General features: G+C 32.4%; 18 protein-coding genes and 1 tRNA gene. 14 read left to right on the forward strand and 5 right to left on the reverse strand.

Going from position 1 to position 15,790, the window contains the following annotated elements:
* Positions 1-469 precede the first annotated feature (469 nt).
* From BUC29_RS20040 to BUC29_RS20080, 9 genes are all read left to right on the forward strand, one after another.
* The gene (locus BUC29_RS20040; protein ID WP_073418203.1) at positions 470-1,063 is read left to right on the forward strand and encodes a YdeI/OmpD-associated family protein; all 594 of its coding nucleotides are present in this window, start codon (positions 470-472) and stop codon (positions 1,061-1,063) included.
* Positions 1,064-1,088: 25 nt separating this feature from the next.
* Positions 1,089-1,652: a DUF4256 domain-containing protein gene (locus BUC29_RS20045; RefSeq protein ID WP_208610059.1), complete on the forward strand. Its 564-nt coding sequence runs from the start codon at positions 1,089-1,091 to the stop codon at positions 1,650-1,652.
* A gap of 15 nt (positions 1,653-1,667) precedes the next feature.
* Positions 1,668-2,168, forward strand: a complete 501-nt coding sequence (locus BUC29_RS20050) for an endonuclease V (protein WP_073418207.1) — start codon at positions 1,668-1,670, stop codon at positions 2,166-2,168.
* 101 nt (positions 2,169-2,269) lie between these two features.
* Positions 2,270-3,076, forward strand: coding sequence for an SDR family oxidoreductase (locus BUC29_RS20055; RefSeq protein ID WP_073418209.1), 807 nt, complete (start codon positions 2,270-2,272; stop codon positions 3,074-3,076).
* A 10-nt stretch (positions 3,077-3,086) separates the two neighbouring features.
* Positions 3,087-3,392: a hypothetical protein gene (locus tag BUC29_RS20060; RefSeq protein ID WP_073418211.1), complete on the forward strand. Its 306-nt coding sequence runs from the start codon at positions 3,087-3,089 to the stop codon at positions 3,390-3,392.
* 2 nt (positions 3,393-3,394) lie between these two features.
* The gene (locus BUC29_RS20065; RefSeq protein ID WP_073418213.1) at positions 3,395-4,309 is read left to right on the forward strand and encodes a helix-turn-helix domain-containing protein; all 915 of its coding nucleotides are present in this window, start codon (positions 3,395-3,397) and stop codon (positions 4,307-4,309) included.
* A gap of 75 nt (positions 4,310-4,384) precedes the next feature.
* Entirely contained in the window at positions 4,385-4,954 is a 570-nt protein-coding gene (locus BUC29_RS20070) for a Crp/Fnr family transcriptional regulator (RefSeq protein ID WP_073418215.1), read from the forward strand.
* 77 nt (positions 4,955-5,031) lie between these two features.
* The gene (locus BUC29_RS20075) at positions 5,032-5,769 is read left to right on the forward strand and encodes an SDR family oxidoreductase (RefSeq protein WP_073418217.1); all 738 of its coding nucleotides are present in this window, start codon (positions 5,032-5,034) and stop codon (positions 5,767-5,769) included.
* Positions 5,770-5,872: 103 nt separating this feature from the next.
* The gene (locus tag BUC29_RS20080; RefSeq protein WP_073418218.1) at positions 5,873-6,361 is read left to right on the forward strand and encodes a hypothetical protein; all 489 of its coding nucleotides are present in this window, start codon (positions 5,873-5,875) and stop codon (positions 6,359-6,361) included.
* Positions 6,362-6,527: 166 nt separating this feature from the next.
* On the opposite strand, the gene BUC29_RS20085 is transcribed toward BUC29_RS20080, so the two are convergent.
* Both BUC29_RS20085 and BUC29_RS20090 read right to left on the reverse strand, forming a co-directional pair.
* Positions 6,528-6,605, reverse strand: a tRNA-Val gene (locus BUC29_RS20085).
* Positions 6,606-6,786: 181 nt separating this feature from the next.
* The gene (locus BUC29_RS20090; RefSeq protein ID WP_073418220.1) at positions 6,787-8,010 is read right to left on the reverse strand and encodes a bifunctional folylpolyglutamate synthase/dihydrofolate synthase; all 1,224 of its coding nucleotides are present in this window, start codon (positions 8,008-8,010) and stop codon (positions 6,787-6,789) included.
* A 131-nt stretch (positions 8,011-8,141) separates the two neighbouring features.
* Here BUC29_RS20090 and BUC29_RS20095 point away from each other — a divergent pair, with 131 nt between their 5' ends.
* Together BUC29_RS20095 and BUC29_RS20100 are read left to right on the forward strand one after the other, a co-directional pair.
* Positions 8,142-8,837: a MotA/TolQ/ExbB proton channel family protein gene (locus BUC29_RS20095; protein WP_073418222.1), complete on the forward strand. Its 696-nt coding sequence runs from the start codon at positions 8,142-8,144 to the stop codon at positions 8,835-8,837.
* Positions 8,838-8,840: 3 nt separating this feature from the next.
* Complete coding sequence (locus tag BUC29_RS20100) at positions 8,841-9,236, forward strand: ExbD/TolR family protein (protein ID WP_073418224.1); 396 nt, start codon at positions 8,841-8,843, stop codon at positions 9,234-9,236.
* A 167-nt stretch (positions 9,237-9,403) separates the two neighbouring features.
* Here the strand turns inward: BUC29_RS20100 and BUC29_RS20105 are convergent, their stop codons facing one another.
* The 3 genes from BUC29_RS20105 to BUC29_RS20115 form a co-directional block, all read right to left on the reverse strand.
* A complete protein-coding gene (locus tag BUC29_RS20105) occupies positions 9,404-10,309 on the reverse strand; it encodes a hypothetical protein (protein ID WP_073418226.1) in 906 nt (301 codons plus the stop codon).
* Between the two features lie 306 nt (positions 10,310-10,615).
* A complete protein-coding gene (locus BUC29_RS20110; RefSeq protein ID WP_073418228.1) occupies positions 10,616-11,842 on the reverse strand; it encodes a Glu/Leu/Phe/Val dehydrogenase dimerization domain-containing protein in 1,227 nt (408 codons plus the stop codon).
* 143 nt (positions 11,843-11,985) lie between these two features.
* On the reverse strand, positions 11,986-12,561 hold the full coding sequence (locus tag BUC29_RS20115; RefSeq protein ID WP_073418231.1) for a chalcone isomerase family protein: 576 nt from the start codon (positions 12,559-12,561) through the stop codon (positions 11,986-11,988).
* A 479-nt stretch (positions 12,562-13,040) separates the two neighbouring features.
* Here BUC29_RS20115 and BUC29_RS20120 point away from each other — a divergent pair, with 479 nt between their 5' ends.
* The 3 genes from BUC29_RS20120 to BUC29_RS20130 all read left to right on the forward strand — a co-directional run bounded on the left by BUC29_RS20120 (position 13,041) and on the right by BUC29_RS20130 (position 15,786).
* Entirely contained in the window at positions 13,041-14,183 is a 1,143-nt protein-coding gene (locus BUC29_RS20120) for an acyl-CoA dehydrogenase (RefSeq protein WP_073418233.1), read from the forward strand.
* A 237-nt stretch (positions 14,184-14,420) separates the two neighbouring features.
* Positions 14,421-15,098, forward strand: coding sequence for a Crp/Fnr family transcriptional regulator (locus tag BUC29_RS20125; RefSeq protein ID WP_073418235.1), 678 nt, complete (start codon positions 14,421-14,423; stop codon positions 15,096-15,098).
* Positions 15,099-15,189: 91 nt separating this feature from the next.
* Positions 15,190-15,786: a peroxiredoxin-like family protein gene (locus tag BUC29_RS20130; RefSeq protein ID WP_073418237.1), complete on the forward strand. Its 597-nt coding sequence runs from the start codon at positions 15,190-15,192 to the stop codon at positions 15,784-15,786.
* Positions 15,787-15,790 lie beyond the last annotated feature (4 nt).

Below are 15,790 nucleotides of genomic sequence, written 5' to 3' on the forward strand. Positions count from 1 at the left end.
TGCGCAGATGGTACTGCAGTATTGTGGGAGAGTATGTCGTCGCCTTTCTTTTAAAAACCCTATCCTAATCGGATAGGGTTTTTTGTTTTTAATCTCTTTTGTCTTAAACTGTTTTACGATTTCTGGTTAATTTATTCTTCGATTTAAAGGATCAAAAATCTTCATAAAATTTAAAATCCCTTTTTTTATGTAATTTCATTTTAAACGAAAGTATTGATGTTTGATTTTAGCTTTGTTTTTCCTTGTTATTTTAGCATTTTTACTGCCTGAGTACATTTATTATACTTTTAGAATTTGATTCGTTTAAATTCCTTTGTGAATTTTAAAAATCGTTTTGACTTCAGATAAGACTCAAAAAAAGATTCTCAAATTTCATTTTCATTTTTTAAGATTTGCTACATTTGAATTAAGATGTAAATTCTATCAAATTTTAGAATTTAATTGAGTTATTAATTTATATCAGGATAAAATGTCAGAAAGTATAGAAAATCCAAAAGTTGATTTCTTTTTTGATAAGGATAATAAATGGCAGGAAGAATTAGTTTTAATGCGCAAAATTGTCCTTGAATGTCAACTAACAGAAGAATTAAAATGGGGAGTTCCTTGCTATACTTATCATAATAATAATGTTGTTTTGATTCATTCTTTTAAAGAATACTGTGCTTTTTTATTTTTTAAAGGTGCTTTACTCAAAGATACAGATGGCATTTTAATACAACAATCTGAAAATGTTCAAGCGGCTAGGCAAATTAGATTTAAGAACGTTCAGGAAATAGCAGAGTTAAGAGCTGTTTTAAAAACATATATTTATCAGGCAGTCGAAATCGAAAAAGCTGGTTTGAAAGTGGAATTAAAGAAAACTTCTGAATTTAAAGTTTCTGAAGAATTTCAAAAAAAATTAGATGAAATGCCAAATCTTCAAAAAGCATTTTATTCTTTGACTCCAGGGAGACAAAGGGCTTATCTGCTACATTTTTCTCAGCCTAAACAATCAAAAACTAGAGAAGTAAGAGTTGAAAAAAACATTCTGAATATTTTAAAAGGGAAAGGTCTTAATGATTAAGATATTCATATAACATATAAAGAAAATGAGTCAAAAAGATAAATTGTCTATCGAGCAGCAAGAATCGTTACTTAAGATTTTAGAAATGCGTTTTGAGAACAATATGCACCGTCATGAAAATATAGAATGGGCTAAAGTTCTGGCAAAACTCGAAGTTAGTCGGGAGAAGCTTTGGTCACTTGATGAAATGGAAAGAACAGAAGGGGAACCGGACGTTGTAGGCTTTGATGAAAAAACAAATGAATACATTTTTTATGACTGTTCTGCTGAAAGTCCAAAAGGAAGGAGAAGCATTTGTTATGATCATGAAGCATTAGAAAAAAGAAAAGAGAATAAGCCTAAAGACAGCGCTGTAAATATGGCTTTGGAAATGGGAATTCAAATTTTGAATGAAGTAGAATATCGGAATCTTCAAAAACTTGGAAAATTTGATACTAAAACTTCTAGCTGGATTTTAACTCCTGCCAATATTCGGAAATTGGGTGGTGCGATTTTTTCAGATTTTCGTTATGATACAGTTTTTGTATATCATAATGGTGCCGATTCATATTATGCAGCGCGAGGTTTTCGAGGTTCATTAAGAGTTTAAAGATTAAAGTTGAATATGATTTTAGCCTTCGATACTTATTATTTTGAGAATAAAGCAAAAACGGTCTGTCTTGAATTTGAGGATTGGAATGAAGATAAAAGCTTTAAAGTTCACACAGAAATAATTGATAGTGTTTCAGAATATATTCCGGGAGAATTTTACAAAAGAGAATTACCGTGTATTATCAGTTTGTTAAATCAAATTGATTTGAAAAATATTGAAGCTATTATTGTTGATGGTTTTGTTTATTTAGATAATTATAAAAAATATGGTTTGGGTGGGCATTTATACGAAAAACTAAACAAAGAAATCCCTATTATAGGAGTTGCCAAAACCAATTTTGCAAGTATCGAAAAATATAAAAAACCATTGCTGCGAGGTAATAGTATAAAGCCTTTGTATATAACTTCTATTGGAATTGATTTGGAAGAAGCTTTTCAAAAAGTTGAAAGCATGGCGGGTGAATTCAGGATACCAACTTTATTAAAAGAATTAGACCGACTTACAAAAGAATAAATTATCTTATCCGTCATTTTGGCTAATCAATTGTCCAAAATGACTAAATATAACCTTTAACTTCACTCCATCTTTGCATTATAATTTAAAACAACTTAAAAATGCAAAAGACAATTTTTATTACAGGAGCTTCTACTGGTTTAGGAAAATCAACTGCAAAATTATTTCAAAGCAAAGGCTGGCAGGTAATCGCCACAATGCGGAATCCAGAAAAAGAAACCGAATTAAATTTATTACAAAACGTAATTGTTTTACCGCTCGACGTTACAGATTTGGAACAAATTGAATCTACTATTAAAAACATTACAGAAAAACATACTGTAGATGTTGTGTTGAATAATGCGGGATATGGTTTAATCGGCGCTTTAGAATCTTTATCTGAAGTTCAAATCGAACGCCAGATTGTTACAAATTTATTTGGTGTTATTCGTGTTTCAAAAGCTTTTACATCTCATTTTCGTGAGAGAAAAAGTGGTACTTTTATAAATGTTACTTCTACTTTTGGATTAATGGGATTTCCGACTTGTTCTATTTACAGCGCCACAAAATTTGGAGTAGATGGTTTTTCTGAAAGTCTTGCATCAGAACTAACACAATTCGGAATTCAGGTTAAAGTTGTTGCCCCTGGCGGAATGAAAACTGATTTTGCAATTCGTTCTATGGAAGTCGGACAGCACTATGCATATCAAAAACTTACTGCAGAAGTTAGTAAAGGTTACAGCGCAGAACAATTAGAAAATTATACAAATGCAGAAGATGTTGCTCAAATTATATACGATGCGGCAACAGATAACAAAAATCAATTGCGATATATTGCCGGAAATGATGCCAATGCTTTATACAACGAGCGATTGAAAAACGGTCCTGAAATTCAAGTACAAAATATTAAGGCAATGTTTACTTTTTAATTTAAATAAGATGGAAAATCAAGCAATAGAATTAACTACTTTTAAATTAAATGGTTTTACAACACAGCAATTTATTGATGCTAATATAGAAATCGACGAATTTTTAAAACGCCAAAAAGGATTTCGTTCCAGAACAATTTTCGAATTAAAAAAAGGAATCGTTTACGATATGTTAGTTTGGGACAGCACAGCAGAAGGAACCGATGCGATGCATAAATTAATGACAGAACTTAGTGATTCTGTTGTACACGATATGATTGATCAAAGTACGGTGAGCTGGAATATTGCTCCAGTTGAACATTTTATAAAATTATAAAAATGAAAAATCAACCAAGGATATTCAATAATATTTCAGAACTTCATAAAGCTATGGGGCAGCCAAAACCTTTGCATCCGCTTATTAGTATTTTAAATTACGGCGAAGCAATATTTGACCCGAAAGATTTTGAAAACGGAATTGTTTTAGATTTTTATAAAATTTCATTTAAAACTCATTTTTCGGGAAAACTGCGATACGGACATGGCTTTTATGATTTTGAAGAAGGTGGAATGTCATTTGTTTCCCCGGGACAAATTTTAAAAATGCAGGAAGAAGAAGCCGATTACAGTGGGATGTCGTTAAATATTCATCCTGATTTTATAAGGCCTTATTCTTTAAATGCCAATATTAAAAAATATGGATTCTTTTCTTATACAGCTTCTGAAGCTTTATATTTATCAGAAAACGAAAAAGAAACCATTTTAAGCATTTTTGCTAATATTCAAAATGAACTGAATGAGCGTATAGATAATTTCAGTCAGGATGTACTTATTTCGCAGATTGAACTTTTACTAAATTACAGTAATCGATTTTACAACCGACAGTTTATTACGAGAAAAGCGGTTAATAATGATGTGCTTTCTAAATTGGAAATCTTACTCGAAGATTATTTTAATAATGAAAAATCTCTGGAAAATGGTTTACCAACGGTTCAGTTTGCTGCCGATGAGTTGGGTTTGTCTGCCAGATATCTGAGTGATTTGCTTCGAAATCTTTCGGGACAAAATACACAGCAGTTTATTCATGATAAATTGATAGAAAAAGCAAAAGAATATATTGCCAAAGGAACTTTTTCAATATCTGAAATTGCTTATAAATTAGGATTCGAACATCCGCAGTCTTTCAATAAATTATTCAAGAAAAAAACAAATTTAAGTCCGGTCGCATTTCAGGAACAATTCAATAAAAATTAAATTGTGGGAAAATAAATTTTTGGTTTTTTGCCAAATGACAAATTCTCTATTAATAACTTTGATTAACTTGCCTTTATGGAAGAATTTATAGAATATATATTGCAATTTGGGAATTTAAACCAACAACAAATCGACTTGGTTTTAAACAATGCTATTGAAATAGAATTAAAGAAAGATGAATATTTTTCTGAAGCCGGAAAAGTTTCGCAGCAAGTTGGTTTTGTTTTAAACGGTGTATTGAGGGTTTGTTATTATAACAACAAAGGAGAAGAAATCACAAAATACTTTATTGATGAAAATAATCTTGTTGTTGATTTTGAAAGTTTTGAGAATGAAATTCCTTCGACAGTATATGTACAAGCCGCTGCCGATACTAAGATTATGGTTTTCCCTAGAAAAAACTGGAAAGAACTTTCTAATATAATTGTTGGCTGGGATGCAATAGTGCACAAAATTGTTTCAAGAGCGTTAATGCAAAAGGTAGAAAGAAGAAGTCCGCTGATTTCTGAAGATGCCAAAACCCGTTATTTGAAGTTTTTAGAAATATATCCAAATATTGTTAATCGAGTGCCGCTTTCTTTTGTGGCTTCTTATTTAGGAATCACGCAATCATCGTTAAGCAGAATTAGAAAAAACATTCAATAAATCGCTTTTTGCCAAATGACAAATGATTTCATTTCTAAACTAACCAACTTTGTATTATAATTTTAAAACAATTAAAAATGAAATCAGTATTAATAACAGGAGCAAATAGAAGCATAGGATTAGAGTTAACAAAACAATTTTCAAAAAAAGGATTGTTTGTTTATTTAGGAACACGAGATCTTGAGAAAGGAAATGAAGTTGTAAAACAATTAAGCGAAGAAGGATTTGAGAATATCAAAGCAATTCAAATTGATGTTACCAGTCCAGATTCTATTTTGGCAGCAAAAAATGTTGTAGAAAGCGAGCAGGGGAAATTAGATATTCTGATTAACAATGCCGGAATCAGTGGTGAATTACCTCAAAATGCTTCAAACACAAATATTGAAGAAATTCGAAAAGTGTTTGATACCAATTTTTTTGGTGTGATAAGCGTTACACAGGCTTTTTTAGAATTGCTTAAAAAATCAGAAAACCCAAGAATCAGCAATATAACTTCTGGACTTGGTTCTTTAACTTTGCATAGCGATCCGAGTTGGAAATATTATAATTTCAAATCGGCGGCTTATGGAACTTCAAAAACGGCTTTAAATGCATATACTGTTGTTTTGGCTTTTGAACTAAAAGATTTACCTTTTAAAGTTAATGCAATTGATCCGGGTTACACTGCAACAGATTTTAATCATCATAACGGACCGGGAAGTGTTGAAAGTGCAGCATCTTTTATCATAAAACATACTTTAACGGATGAAAACGGACCAACAGGACAATTCTTTAGTAATGATATTGAAGATGAAACGGGTGTTAGTCCCTGGTAAAAATCTATTTAGAATAATTATACTAAAACTCCAATTTATATTGGAGTTTTTTTAGTTTTATAAAATGAAATAAGTAAATAAAAAAGTAAGATTAAGTTTGTGAATGAAATTTTTATTAACAACATTTTTAATATTTATCTCTTTTGGATTTTCAATTCAACCCCGTAATTCAGGAATTAAAATATATACTATAAAAGAAGGTTTTACAAATTCTTTTAAAGATTGTAGGTATTGTTTTGATGAGAAACTTGTAAGTTTATCTGAGAAACCAATTTTTGATGAAAATGACATAGAAAGCTTTAATTGGAAAGATCAACAAATTTTTCTTAATGAATCAGGAAAAATGAAATTGAAAAAAAATGAGATTAAACTTTCAGGCCTGCCAGCTGTAATGGTTTTAAATGATAAAATAGTTTATGGATTTTGGTTCTGGAATAATTTTTCTTCTTTTGGATGCGATCGAGTTTACACATATCCTAACATAGATTTTAAGATTAAGTTTGGATTGCCAGAGATGAATAAATTTGGAGAAGATCCAAGATTTAATAAAGTATTAGAAAAATATGTAAAGAGTAGATATAAGCAGAATTAGTTATTAAAACGTTCTCTTGAAGTATTTTTTATAATACACAGAAATTAAAACATTTTCATTAAAAGCTTTTGCTAAGATAATAGGAAAAGAGAAGATCTTATGCCACATATTTAAATTTTGAAAGAGAAAGGCATAAAAAAACTCCTTAATTTCTTAAGGAGTTTCTTGGTGGGCGATGAGGGGTTCGAACCCCCGACCCCCTCGGTGTAAACGAGGTGCTCTGAACCAGCTGAGCTAATCGCCCTATTTTACTAGGTTGCTATCGTTTGTGATTGCGAGTGCAAATATACGCTAGTTTTTGAGTTCTGCAAAGAATTTTGAATAAAAAATAAAACTTTTTTAAAAATAAAATATATCTCGCTGTTTATGAATTTGTTATTAAATCGGTTTTTTTGAATTTTTTTCTGCGAATTTGGTTTTGACAGTTACAAAGGCAGTTCGGCAACGACAAAAGTGCTTCCGCCAACGTAAATAAAATCATTTTTTGAAGCATTTTCTCTGGCTTTCGCGAAAGCGCTTTCAACAGATTCGTACTTTTCTCCAATTAAGCTGAATTTTTCAGCAGCATTTTGCAAAGTTTCGGCAGGTAAACCTCGTGCCGAATTCGGACTGCAGAAATAATACTGAGCTTCTTTTGGGAAAAGCGGCAAAATAGAATCCAAATCTTTATCATTTACAACACCCAAAACAATATGCAGTTTTTCATATTTTTCATTTTGAAGCTGATTCATTACAACAGCTAATCCGTGTTTATTGTGCGCCGTGTCACAAATGATTTTCGGGTTTTCGCCCAATTGCTGCCATCTTCCTTGTAACCCCGTATTTTTTACAACATTCAATAAACCTTCTTTTAATTGTTCTGTCGAAACTTTAAAATCGGTTTGATTGTTCAAAATTGAAATCGTCTGCTGAACCGTTTTTTTATTATGAAACTGATAATCTCCAATTAAATCAGATAAATAAATTTGATCAATTAAATCTGAAGCGAAAGAAATCGGCGCATTGTTTGCTTCGGCTTTAGCCAAAAAAACAGGCTGCGTTTCCGGAGTATATTCGCCAATAACAACCGGAACATTTGGTTTGATAATCCCGGCTTTTTCGCCAGCAATAGCTTCAAGCGTATTTCCTAAAAATTGCGTATGGTCTAAACCAATATTTGTAATTACCGAAACCAAAGGCGTAATAATATTGGTTGCGTCCAGCCTTCCGCCCAAACCAACCTCAATAATCGCAATATCTGTTTTTTCTGAAGCAAAATAATCAAAAGCCAAACCAACTGACATTTCGAAGAAACTCATGTCATTGACTTCAAAAAAATCTTTGTGTTTTGCAATAAATTCACAAACAAAATCTTCTGAAATTTCCCGACCGTTTATTTTAATTCTTTCCCTAAAATCTTTTAAATGCGGCGACGTATATAAACCCACTTTATAACCTGCTTCCTGCAAAATTGAAGAGAGCATGTGTGATGTAGATCCTTTTCCGTTTGTTCCCGCGACATGAATCGTTTTTAAATTCTTTTCGGGATTACCAAGATGTTCTGCCAGTAACTTGATGTTTGTCAGATCTTCTTTATATGCCGAAGCACCCTGAAGCTGATACATTGGTAATTGATTAAACATCCAGTTTGTTGTTTCCTGATAGTTCATTTTGTTTGGATAAAATAGTTGTTGATTGAAATAATTTCCGTTTTTTTTAGTTTAATATTACAATGAAAATTATCTTTATTGCAAAATTGAAATATTTTTTAGAATTAATTATTAAAAACCAGAATTAAAATATGTTTAGCTACATTCAATTACAAGCTGATACTCTTGCAAACGCCTCAAACGTAGTGATCGAAAAGGTTGCTCATCCAGAAACTGAAATTTCTGTTTTAGGTTTTATCTTAAAAGGAGGTTTCTTCTTAATACCAATCGCACTTTTATTATTCTATACAATTTACGTAATTTTTGAACGCTATTTATATATTCAAAAAGCATCAAGAATAGATTCTCGATTAATTCAGGATGTTGGCGAAAAATTGCATGCCGGAAATATTGAATTGGCAAGAACAATTGTAGAAAGAAACGATACAGCTGTTGGAAATATTCTAAAAGAAGGAGTTTTAGTAATTGGAAGACCAATTGCCGAAATAGAATCTAATATGGATCGCGCTGCCGATATTGAAATTGGTGAAATGGAAAGACGTTTAGGACATTTAGGACTTATTGCCGGTATTGCACCAACGCTTGGTTTCATCGGAACTATTTCTGGGGTAATTAAAATTTTCTACAGTATTTCGGTTACAGAAAATATCAGTATCGGAAATATCTCCGGTGGTTTATACGAGAAAATGATCAGTTCAGGATCTGGACTTATCGTGGGAATTATTGCCTATAGTGCTTACCATTTACTGAACGGAAAAATTGATGATTTTGCTTTAAAAATTCAGAAACAGATATTAGAATTTGTAAACATAATTCAAAGATCATAAGGTATGTCAATTAAGAGAAAAAGAAGATTTCACGCCGAGGTTGCGACTTCGTCTTTAAGTGACATTATGTTTTTCCTGTTGTTGTTTTTCCTAATTATTTCAACACTGGCAAATCCGAATGTTATAAAGATGACGCTGCCAAAAGCGAAATCAAATGAAAAAACGAATAAACAATTAATCAGTTTATCCGTTACAGAAGACAAGCAATTCTATATCGATAAACAGCAAGTTCCTTTTGAAGAACTGGAAACTACTTTAATGAATAAAATTGGAGCAGATAAAACTCAGACAGTCGTAGTCCGAATTCCGTTTAATTTGCAAGTTCAGGATCTAGTTGATGTTTTGCAGATAGGAGTGAAGAACAATTTGAAGTTTGTAATTGCTACGAGTCCTAAGTAAAAAATAAACACAATCATGGTCATTGCGATGAACGAAGCAACCTCACGATTACTTCGTTTCTCGCAAAAGACTTACAAGATGAATAAATATAAAAAAGGGTTTCTAAAAATTTTCAGAAACCCTTTTTTTATAAGAACAGATTCGTGAAAATCCGTGAAATTCGTGTTTTAATTCAAATTGAAATTATAAATAATCTTTCCAATTTGTTTTGGTGCAGCATTATCATCAGCAGACCATTTTGTGTTTAATGCCGCTATTTTTGCTTGCTCTAATAAACAACTTGCTTTGTTTGTTGTCCCTTTTATTCCGGCCGTTGCACTTATAGTTTTTCCATTTTGATCAACCGTAACTTCAACTACAACAGTTCCTTCTTCGTTACAAGTATATTTAGGAGCTGGTTTAGAAAGTGCTTTTCGGCCATTTAAAGAATATCCTGATCCACCTCCAGAACCTCCGCCGCTTCCGGCTCCATAACCGCTTCCGTTTCCTATACCATTTCCGGTACCGTTACCGCCTCCGGTTCCTCCGCCAGAGCCGCCAGTACCATAATAACCTTTAGAGTTTAAGTCGCCTCCACGATTTCCTTTATTTCCAGAAACTTTATCATCACCGTCTCCGCCTTTGTTTGAACCTTTTAAAATACTCGATAAAGCATCGTTTGTAGAGTTCGAAACTTTTGGTTTTTCAGGAACAGGTTTTTGTATTGGTTTTTCAACCGGAACAGGTTTTTTAGGTTTTTCTTTTGTTGGTATCACAACATCAGTTTCATCAGCTTTTGAGTTTTCCTGAGAAATAATAGCTTCTTCTTCAACTGCTTTTGCCGGAGCTTGCTTTACATTGTTTTTTACATCCAGAACTTCACTTTTATAATTCGCTCCCGAACCTAAATCGCTGTCACCAAAATTTACCGTTACGCCGCCACCGCCACCGCCGCCATCTGCAAGGGCAACGTTATTTTCTGGGTTGTATGGAGGCCAAAAACGAATAAAAAACAGCAATAGAATGATTACCGCATATATAGCAGTTGTGAGTAGTAATGATTTCTTTTTATCTGAAGAAATAGTGAAACTCATTGTGATTCTGAATTTTGAAATTGTATTAAATAAAAACGTTTAAAAGTACTAAAAATTGTTTAGAATGAAAGAGAGAATTTATCCGCAAGGCACGCAAAGGTTTACGCAGGGAGCGCTAATTTATTTCTCGCAAAGTCGCGAAGCCACAAAGTTTTTCTTTTTTTAAGTTTCTTTGCGCCTTTGCGCCTTTGCGAGATTTAAAAACAAACAGCTTTCCGAATCTTGCGTAAACCTTTGCGTGCCTTGCGGTTAAAAAAAAACGAGCTAAATAATTTAGCCCGTTTTAGAAATTAAGTATAAAATAGATTATACTAACTGTTTCAATGCAATTTCAAACGCTGTTGCACTGATATTTGTTTTTGATGAACTTAAAGCATGAGCTTTTACAATTGCATTTTTTATAATTTCAGAAGTATCGTTAAAAATAGCTTCATCGGTCATTTGAACTTTTTTCTCCATGAAATAAGCAAAAACTCTTGCCATTCCGCAGTTTGAAATAAAATCCGGAATCAAACTAACTTTACGGTCAACTTCTTCCATAATTGAACCAAAGAAAATTTCCTTGTCTGCAAAAGGAACATTCGCTCCGCAAGAAATGACTTCTAATCCGTTTGCAATTAAGCTGTCGATTTGGTTTTGAGTAACCAGTCTCGAAGCAGCACACGGCGTAAAAATCTCGGCACCAATTGTCCAGATTTTAGAATTGATTTCCTCAAACGGAATCATATTATCAGCCACTAATTTATTTCCGTCTTTGTTTAAGAATAAAGTTCTGATTTCTTCAAACGAAAAACCATCTTCTTTTATTAATCCTCCGTCGCGATCAATAATTCCGATAACTTTCGCACCCATTTCGGCTAAATAAAAAGCGGCAGCAGAACCAACGTTTCCAAAACCTTGTACGATTGCTTTTTTACCTTTTATGTCTCCGCCATAAGTTGCGTAAAAATGACGAACTGCTTCGGCAACGCCGTACCCGGTAATCATATCGGCAACTGTATATTTTCTTGTAACGTCTGGTGAAAATTTTGGGTTTTCGATAACCTTAATCACACCCTGACGCAATTGTCCAATTCTATTAATTTTATCAGCTTCTGTAGGTTTGAAGTGTCCGTTGAAAACTCCTTCCTGCGGATGCCATACACCACATTCTTCTGTCATTGGAATTACTTCGTGAATTTCATCAACATTCAAATCTCCTCCCGTTCCATAATAACTTTTCAATAATGGAGAAACGGCCTTGTACCAGCGTTGCAAAACTCCTTTTTTGCGCGGATCGTTCGGGTCAAAATTTATTCCAGATTTAGCGCCGCCAATTGCTGGCCCGGAAACAGAAAATTTAACTTCCATTGTTTTGGCTAGCGACAAAACTTCATTCATGTCTAAGCCTTTTCTCATTCTTGTTCCCCCGCCCGCAGCTCCTCCGCGAAGAGAGTTAATTACAGTCCATCCTTCGGCTTCTGTTTCAGAATCTTTCCAGTTAAAAACAATTTCAGGTGCTTTATTTTCAAATTGTTGTAATAAATCTTTCATTTTGTTGTGATATGTTTATTTTGTGTAAATGTATAAAATAGAATAATGCGAATAATGTATTTTGTATCAAATTTATTAAACAAAAAAGAAAAGCCGAAAACGATTAGGTTTTCGGCTTTCTAAATATTAAAAAAAATTAAGTATTATATTCCTAATAAGTGTTTTTTCAAAGTTTCGTCAACTGGTTTGTCTGACAGCCAGATTCCAAATAAAGCTTTTTTGAAATCAAATCCCTGAATTTTTCCTTTTAAAACTTCATTTTTATAAACATTTATTGTTTGATCAAGTGGGTTGTATGCCAAAATAAATACATCTTTTTCTGTAATGGCATCGCTTAAATACGTTTTAAATTGCTCAATTCTTGGTCGTAATTGTTCCAGATTGCTTCCTGCAGATTTTTCAAAACCAACATTCATTGCTTTCGTTAATTTATTTGCAGAAACCATAGAAGACGTAATTTCAATTCGAATCGCCATTTCGGTATCACTTTCGATAATAAATTGCGGATCCTGGCTCAATTGAGATAAGTACAAAGCCTGTACATAAACTTCTAACCACATTTTTGATCTTCCGCCAGCGCCATTAAGCTGCAAAGTTTTGTTTTGAAATTCTATTTTTCTAGGAACAGTAACGCCGTTTACTTCTAGTTGAGTTTGGGCAGAAACGGTCGTAATTTGTAAAGTTAATAACAGTGTAAGTACTAGTAAAATCTTTTTCATGTTCTGTCAATTATATAATTTTTGAGCAAAAATAATGTTAATTTGTCAATATTATTGTCTTTGATACAAAGTTTTTTTTCTGCAATTTTTGATTTTTTTTATTCTATTGCTTTAATAATCAAATTAATAGTACTTGCTTTACGTAGATTTACCCAATTTATGATTTGTTTAATCTTTTACTAATAAGAATTGTCTTAAAAATTTTATTTTTTAAACAATTTTGCTCTGTATTTTTAATCTTGAATTTTAGAGAAATTGCTGCAAGATTATATTCAATATTTGGTAAAAGCTAAATTATTACGAAAACGTTATCGTTATTCTTGTTGATCTATTAAATTTATATGCATGCATTGTAAATTACGCTTTTAAAATTTATCTTTGGAAGCCTTTTCATCAAAAATTGGCTTTTCAAAAAAATAAATAAAACCACAAAAACTGAATGTAAAATTCGGTTTAGAAAAACAATAAAATAAAAAACTATGGATTTTAATCTTACCGAAGAACATTTAATGATTCAGCAAGCTGCGAGAGATTTTGCTCAAAATGAATTATTACCAGGCGTTATTGAGCGCGATGAAAAACAAATTTTTCCGGCTGAGCAGGTTAAAAAAATGGGTGAACTTGGATTCATGGGAATGATGGTTGATCCTAAATATGGCGGTAGTGGACTTGATGCGATTTCGTATGTTATTGCAATGGAAGAAATTTCTAAAGTTGATGCTTCGGCTTCTGTAGTAATGTCAGTAAACAATTCTTTGGTTTGCTGGGGATTACAGGAATTTGGAACTGAAGAACAAAAACAAAAATATTTACCTGGGCTGGCTTCCGGTCAAATTCACGGAGCATTTTGCTTAAGCGAACCAGAAGCAGGAAGTGATGCAACTTCGCAAAAAACAACTGCGATTGATATGGGGGATCACTATTTGGTAAACGGAACTAAAAACTGGATTACAAACGGAAACACAGCTTCGGTATACTTAGTGATTGCACAAACGCATCCTGAACTGAAACATAAAGGAATCAATGCCTTGATTATGACTAAAGATATGCCGGGATTTTCTGTTGGTCCAAAAGAGCAAAAAATGGGAATCCGTGGTTCTGATACACACTCTTTAATGTTTACGGATGTAAAAGTTCCGAAAGAAAACAGAATTGGCGAAGATGGTTTTGGATTTAAATTTGCAATGAAAACTTTAGCAGGAGGTAGAATTGGTATTGCTTCTCAAGCACTAGGAATTGCTTCCGGAGCTTATGAACTGGCTTTAAAATATTCTAAAGAACGTAAAGCTTTTGGAACAGAAATCTGCAATCATCAGGCAATTGCTTTTAAATTGGCAGATATGGCTGTGAATATCGAAGCGGCGCGACATTTATGTATGAAAGCGGCTTGGGATAAAGATCAGCATAAAAATTATGACGTGAGCGGTGCAATGGCAAAATTATATGCTTCGCAAGTAGCTATGGATACAACGGTTGAAGCTGTACAGATTCACGGTGGGAATGGTTATGTAAAAGAATACCATGTTGAACGTTTAATGCGTGATGCAAAAATTACTCAGATTTATGAAGGTACTTCAGAAATTCAAAAAATTGTAATTTCAAGAGCTGTTATCGCAGGATAATCTTCTATAAAATAAAATTAATAAAAACCCTTTTGAAGTTTAGGCTTTAAAAGGGTTTGTTTTTTTCTGGGCTGTAGATTGGCACACGGATGACACGGATTCGTTATCGCGAAAACACTAATAAAATGGATTTTTTTATATTAGGAAAATAAAAATCTCTATCAATCCGCGTTCCTAAAACTTATAATTAGATTTATTGTTAAATTAATTACATTTACACCAACAGATTTAATTTTTATGTACGAAGATTTAAAATATTGGTACTTGCGGGATCACAAATTGTTTAGAACATTGAGTTATTCTCAAATCAAACAATTGTGTATTATTACCGGTTTTAAAAAAGCATCAAAAGGTGAAATTATTTATTTCTCATCTTCAGATGTGCCTAGAATTTTTTTGCTTAAAAAAGGAAATATCAAAATTGTTTCTATCGATGATGATGGAAATGAAACTATAAAAGACATTATTCAAAAGGGAGATTTATTTGGCGAACTGACTTTGGAAACAGATAATAAAGTAGAAGAATACGCAAAAGTACTTTCTGACGATGTTGTAATTTGCAGTTTCCTGATGTCTGATTTTGAAGATTTGCTGCTTCGAAATCCAACATTAGCTCTTTCTTACACCAAGTTTGTAGGCTTAAAAATGAAGCGTGTTAAAAACAGTTATGCCAATTTAATTTCTAAAGATGCCAAAACCAGATTGTACCAATTTTTAAAAGACTGGGCTGAGCAAGAAGGAGTACAAACTGGAAATACAGTTACAATAGAAAATTATTTAACTCAAAATGATATTGCCCAAATTATTTGTACCTCAAGACAAACTGCCGTACAATTAATTAATGAAATGGAAATAAATCAACTTTTAAACTATAACAGAAAAGAGATTATCATTCCGGATATTACCAAATTATAATTATTTTGGGCTAAGTGTAAATTAGCCGACATTTTGCTTTTTCGTAGTACAATAATTTTACATCATCAAAAAGATGTAAAAACAATAAACTATGAAAAAAATACTTTTAATTTTTTTAGCAGCTTTTACTTTTGCTGTTAATGCGCAGAACACAATTCCTCAATCTGCGGTCGATATTGCTCCTTTGTTAATAGGAGAGAAAATCCCAAACATTACTTTAAAATCATCTGAAAATACAGATGTAAATATTTCAGATTTACTTAAAAAGAAAAAAACAGTTCTTATTTTTTATCGCGGCGGCTGGTGTCCGTTTTGTAATATGCATCTGCAGGCTTTGGCCGAAGCCGAAAAACAAATTTTAGAATTAGGATATCAAATTATTGCTGTAAGTCCCGATTCTCCTGAAAATTTGAAAAAAACGGAAGAGACTGATAAACTAAAATATACGCTGCTTTCTGATTCAAAAGGCGAATTAATCAAAGCTGTGGGAATTGCTTATCAGGCACCCGAAAACTACAAATCGGTAATTAACGTACATTCTAATGGAATCAATACGAGTTTGTTACCAGTTCCTTCTGTTTTTGTATTAAATAACGAAAGCGATATTCTTTTTGAATACATCGCTCCGGATTTTAAACATCGCATAAGTACAGAATTACTTGTTTCAGTATTAAAAAACTTTAAATAAAAAA

Source organism: Flavobacterium defluvii (assembly GCF_900129555.1).
Lineage (GTDB): Bacteria > Bacteroidota > Bacteroidia > Flavobacteriales > Flavobacteriaceae > Flavobacterium > Flavobacterium defluvii.

Excerpts from the sequence above, each read along its gene's own strand:
- BUC29_RS20100 (WP_073418224.1), top strand. The coding sequence starts at position 8,841 with ATGTCAATTAAGAGAAAAAGAAGATTTCACGCCGAGGTTGCGACTTCG.
- BUC29_RS20075 (WP_073418217.1), top strand. The coding sequence starts at position 5,032 with ATGAAATCAGTATTAATAACAGGAGCAAATAGAAGCATAGGATTAGAG.
- BUC29_RS20125 (WP_073418235.1), top strand. The coding sequence starts at position 14,421 with ATGTACGAAGATTTAAAATATTGGTACTTGCGGGATCACAAATTGTTT.
- BUC29_RS20120 (WP_073418233.1), top strand. The coding sequence starts at position 13,041 with ATGGATTTTAATCTTACCGAAGAACATTTAATGATTCAGCAAGCTGCG.
- BUC29_RS20040 (WP_073418203.1), top strand. The coding sequence starts at position 470 with ATGTCAGAAAGTATAGAAAATCCAAAAGTTGATTTCTTTTTTGATAAG.
- BUC29_RS20070 (WP_073418215.1), top strand. The coding sequence starts at position 4,385 with ATGGAAGAATTTATAGAATATATATTGCAATTTGGGAATTTAAACCAA.
- BUC29_RS20065 (WP_073418213.1), top strand. The coding sequence starts at position 3,395 with ATGAAAAATCAACCAAGGATATTCAATAATATTTCAGAACTTCATAAA.
- BUC29_RS20045 (WP_208610059.1), top strand. The coding sequence starts at position 1,089 with ATGAGTCAAAAAGATAAATTGTCTATCGAGCAGCAAGAATCGTTACTT.
- BUC29_RS20050 (WP_073418207.1), top strand. The coding sequence starts at position 1,668 with ATGATTTTAGCCTTCGATACTTATTATTTTGAGAATAAAGCAAAAACG.
- BUC29_RS20105 (WP_073418226.1), bottom strand. The coding sequence starts at position 10,309 with ATGAGTTTCACTATTTCTTCAGATAAAAAGAAATCATTACTACTCACA.
- BUC29_RS20095 (WP_073418222.1), top strand. The coding sequence starts at position 8,142 with ATGTTTAGCTACATTCAATTACAAGCTGATACTCTTGCAAACGCCTCA.
- BUC29_RS20055 (WP_073418209.1), top strand. The coding sequence starts at position 2,270 with ATGCAAAAGACAATTTTTATTACAGGAGCTTCTACTGGTTTAGGAAAA.
- BUC29_RS20060 (WP_073418211.1), top strand. The coding sequence starts at position 3,087 with ATGGAAAATCAAGCAATAGAATTAACTACTTTTAAATTAAATGGTTTT.
- BUC29_RS20110 (WP_073418228.1), bottom strand. The coding sequence starts at position 11,842 with ATGAAAGATTTATTACAACAATTTGAAAATAAAGCACCTGAAATTGTT.
- BUC29_RS20080 (WP_073418218.1), top strand. The coding sequence starts at position 5,873 with ATGAAATTTTTATTAACAACATTTTTAATATTTATCTCTTTTGGATTT.
- BUC29_RS20115 (WP_073418231.1), bottom strand. The coding sequence starts at position 12,561 with ATGAAAAAGATTTTACTAGTACTTACACTGTTATTAACTTTACAAATT.
- BUC29_RS20090 (WP_073418220.1), bottom strand. The coding sequence starts at position 8,010 with ATGAACTATCAGGAAACAACAAACTGGATGTTTAATCAATTACCAATG.
- BUC29_RS20130 (WP_073418237.1), top strand. The coding sequence starts at position 15,190 with ATGAAAAAAATACTTTTAATTTTTTTAGCAGCTTTTACTTTTGCTGTT.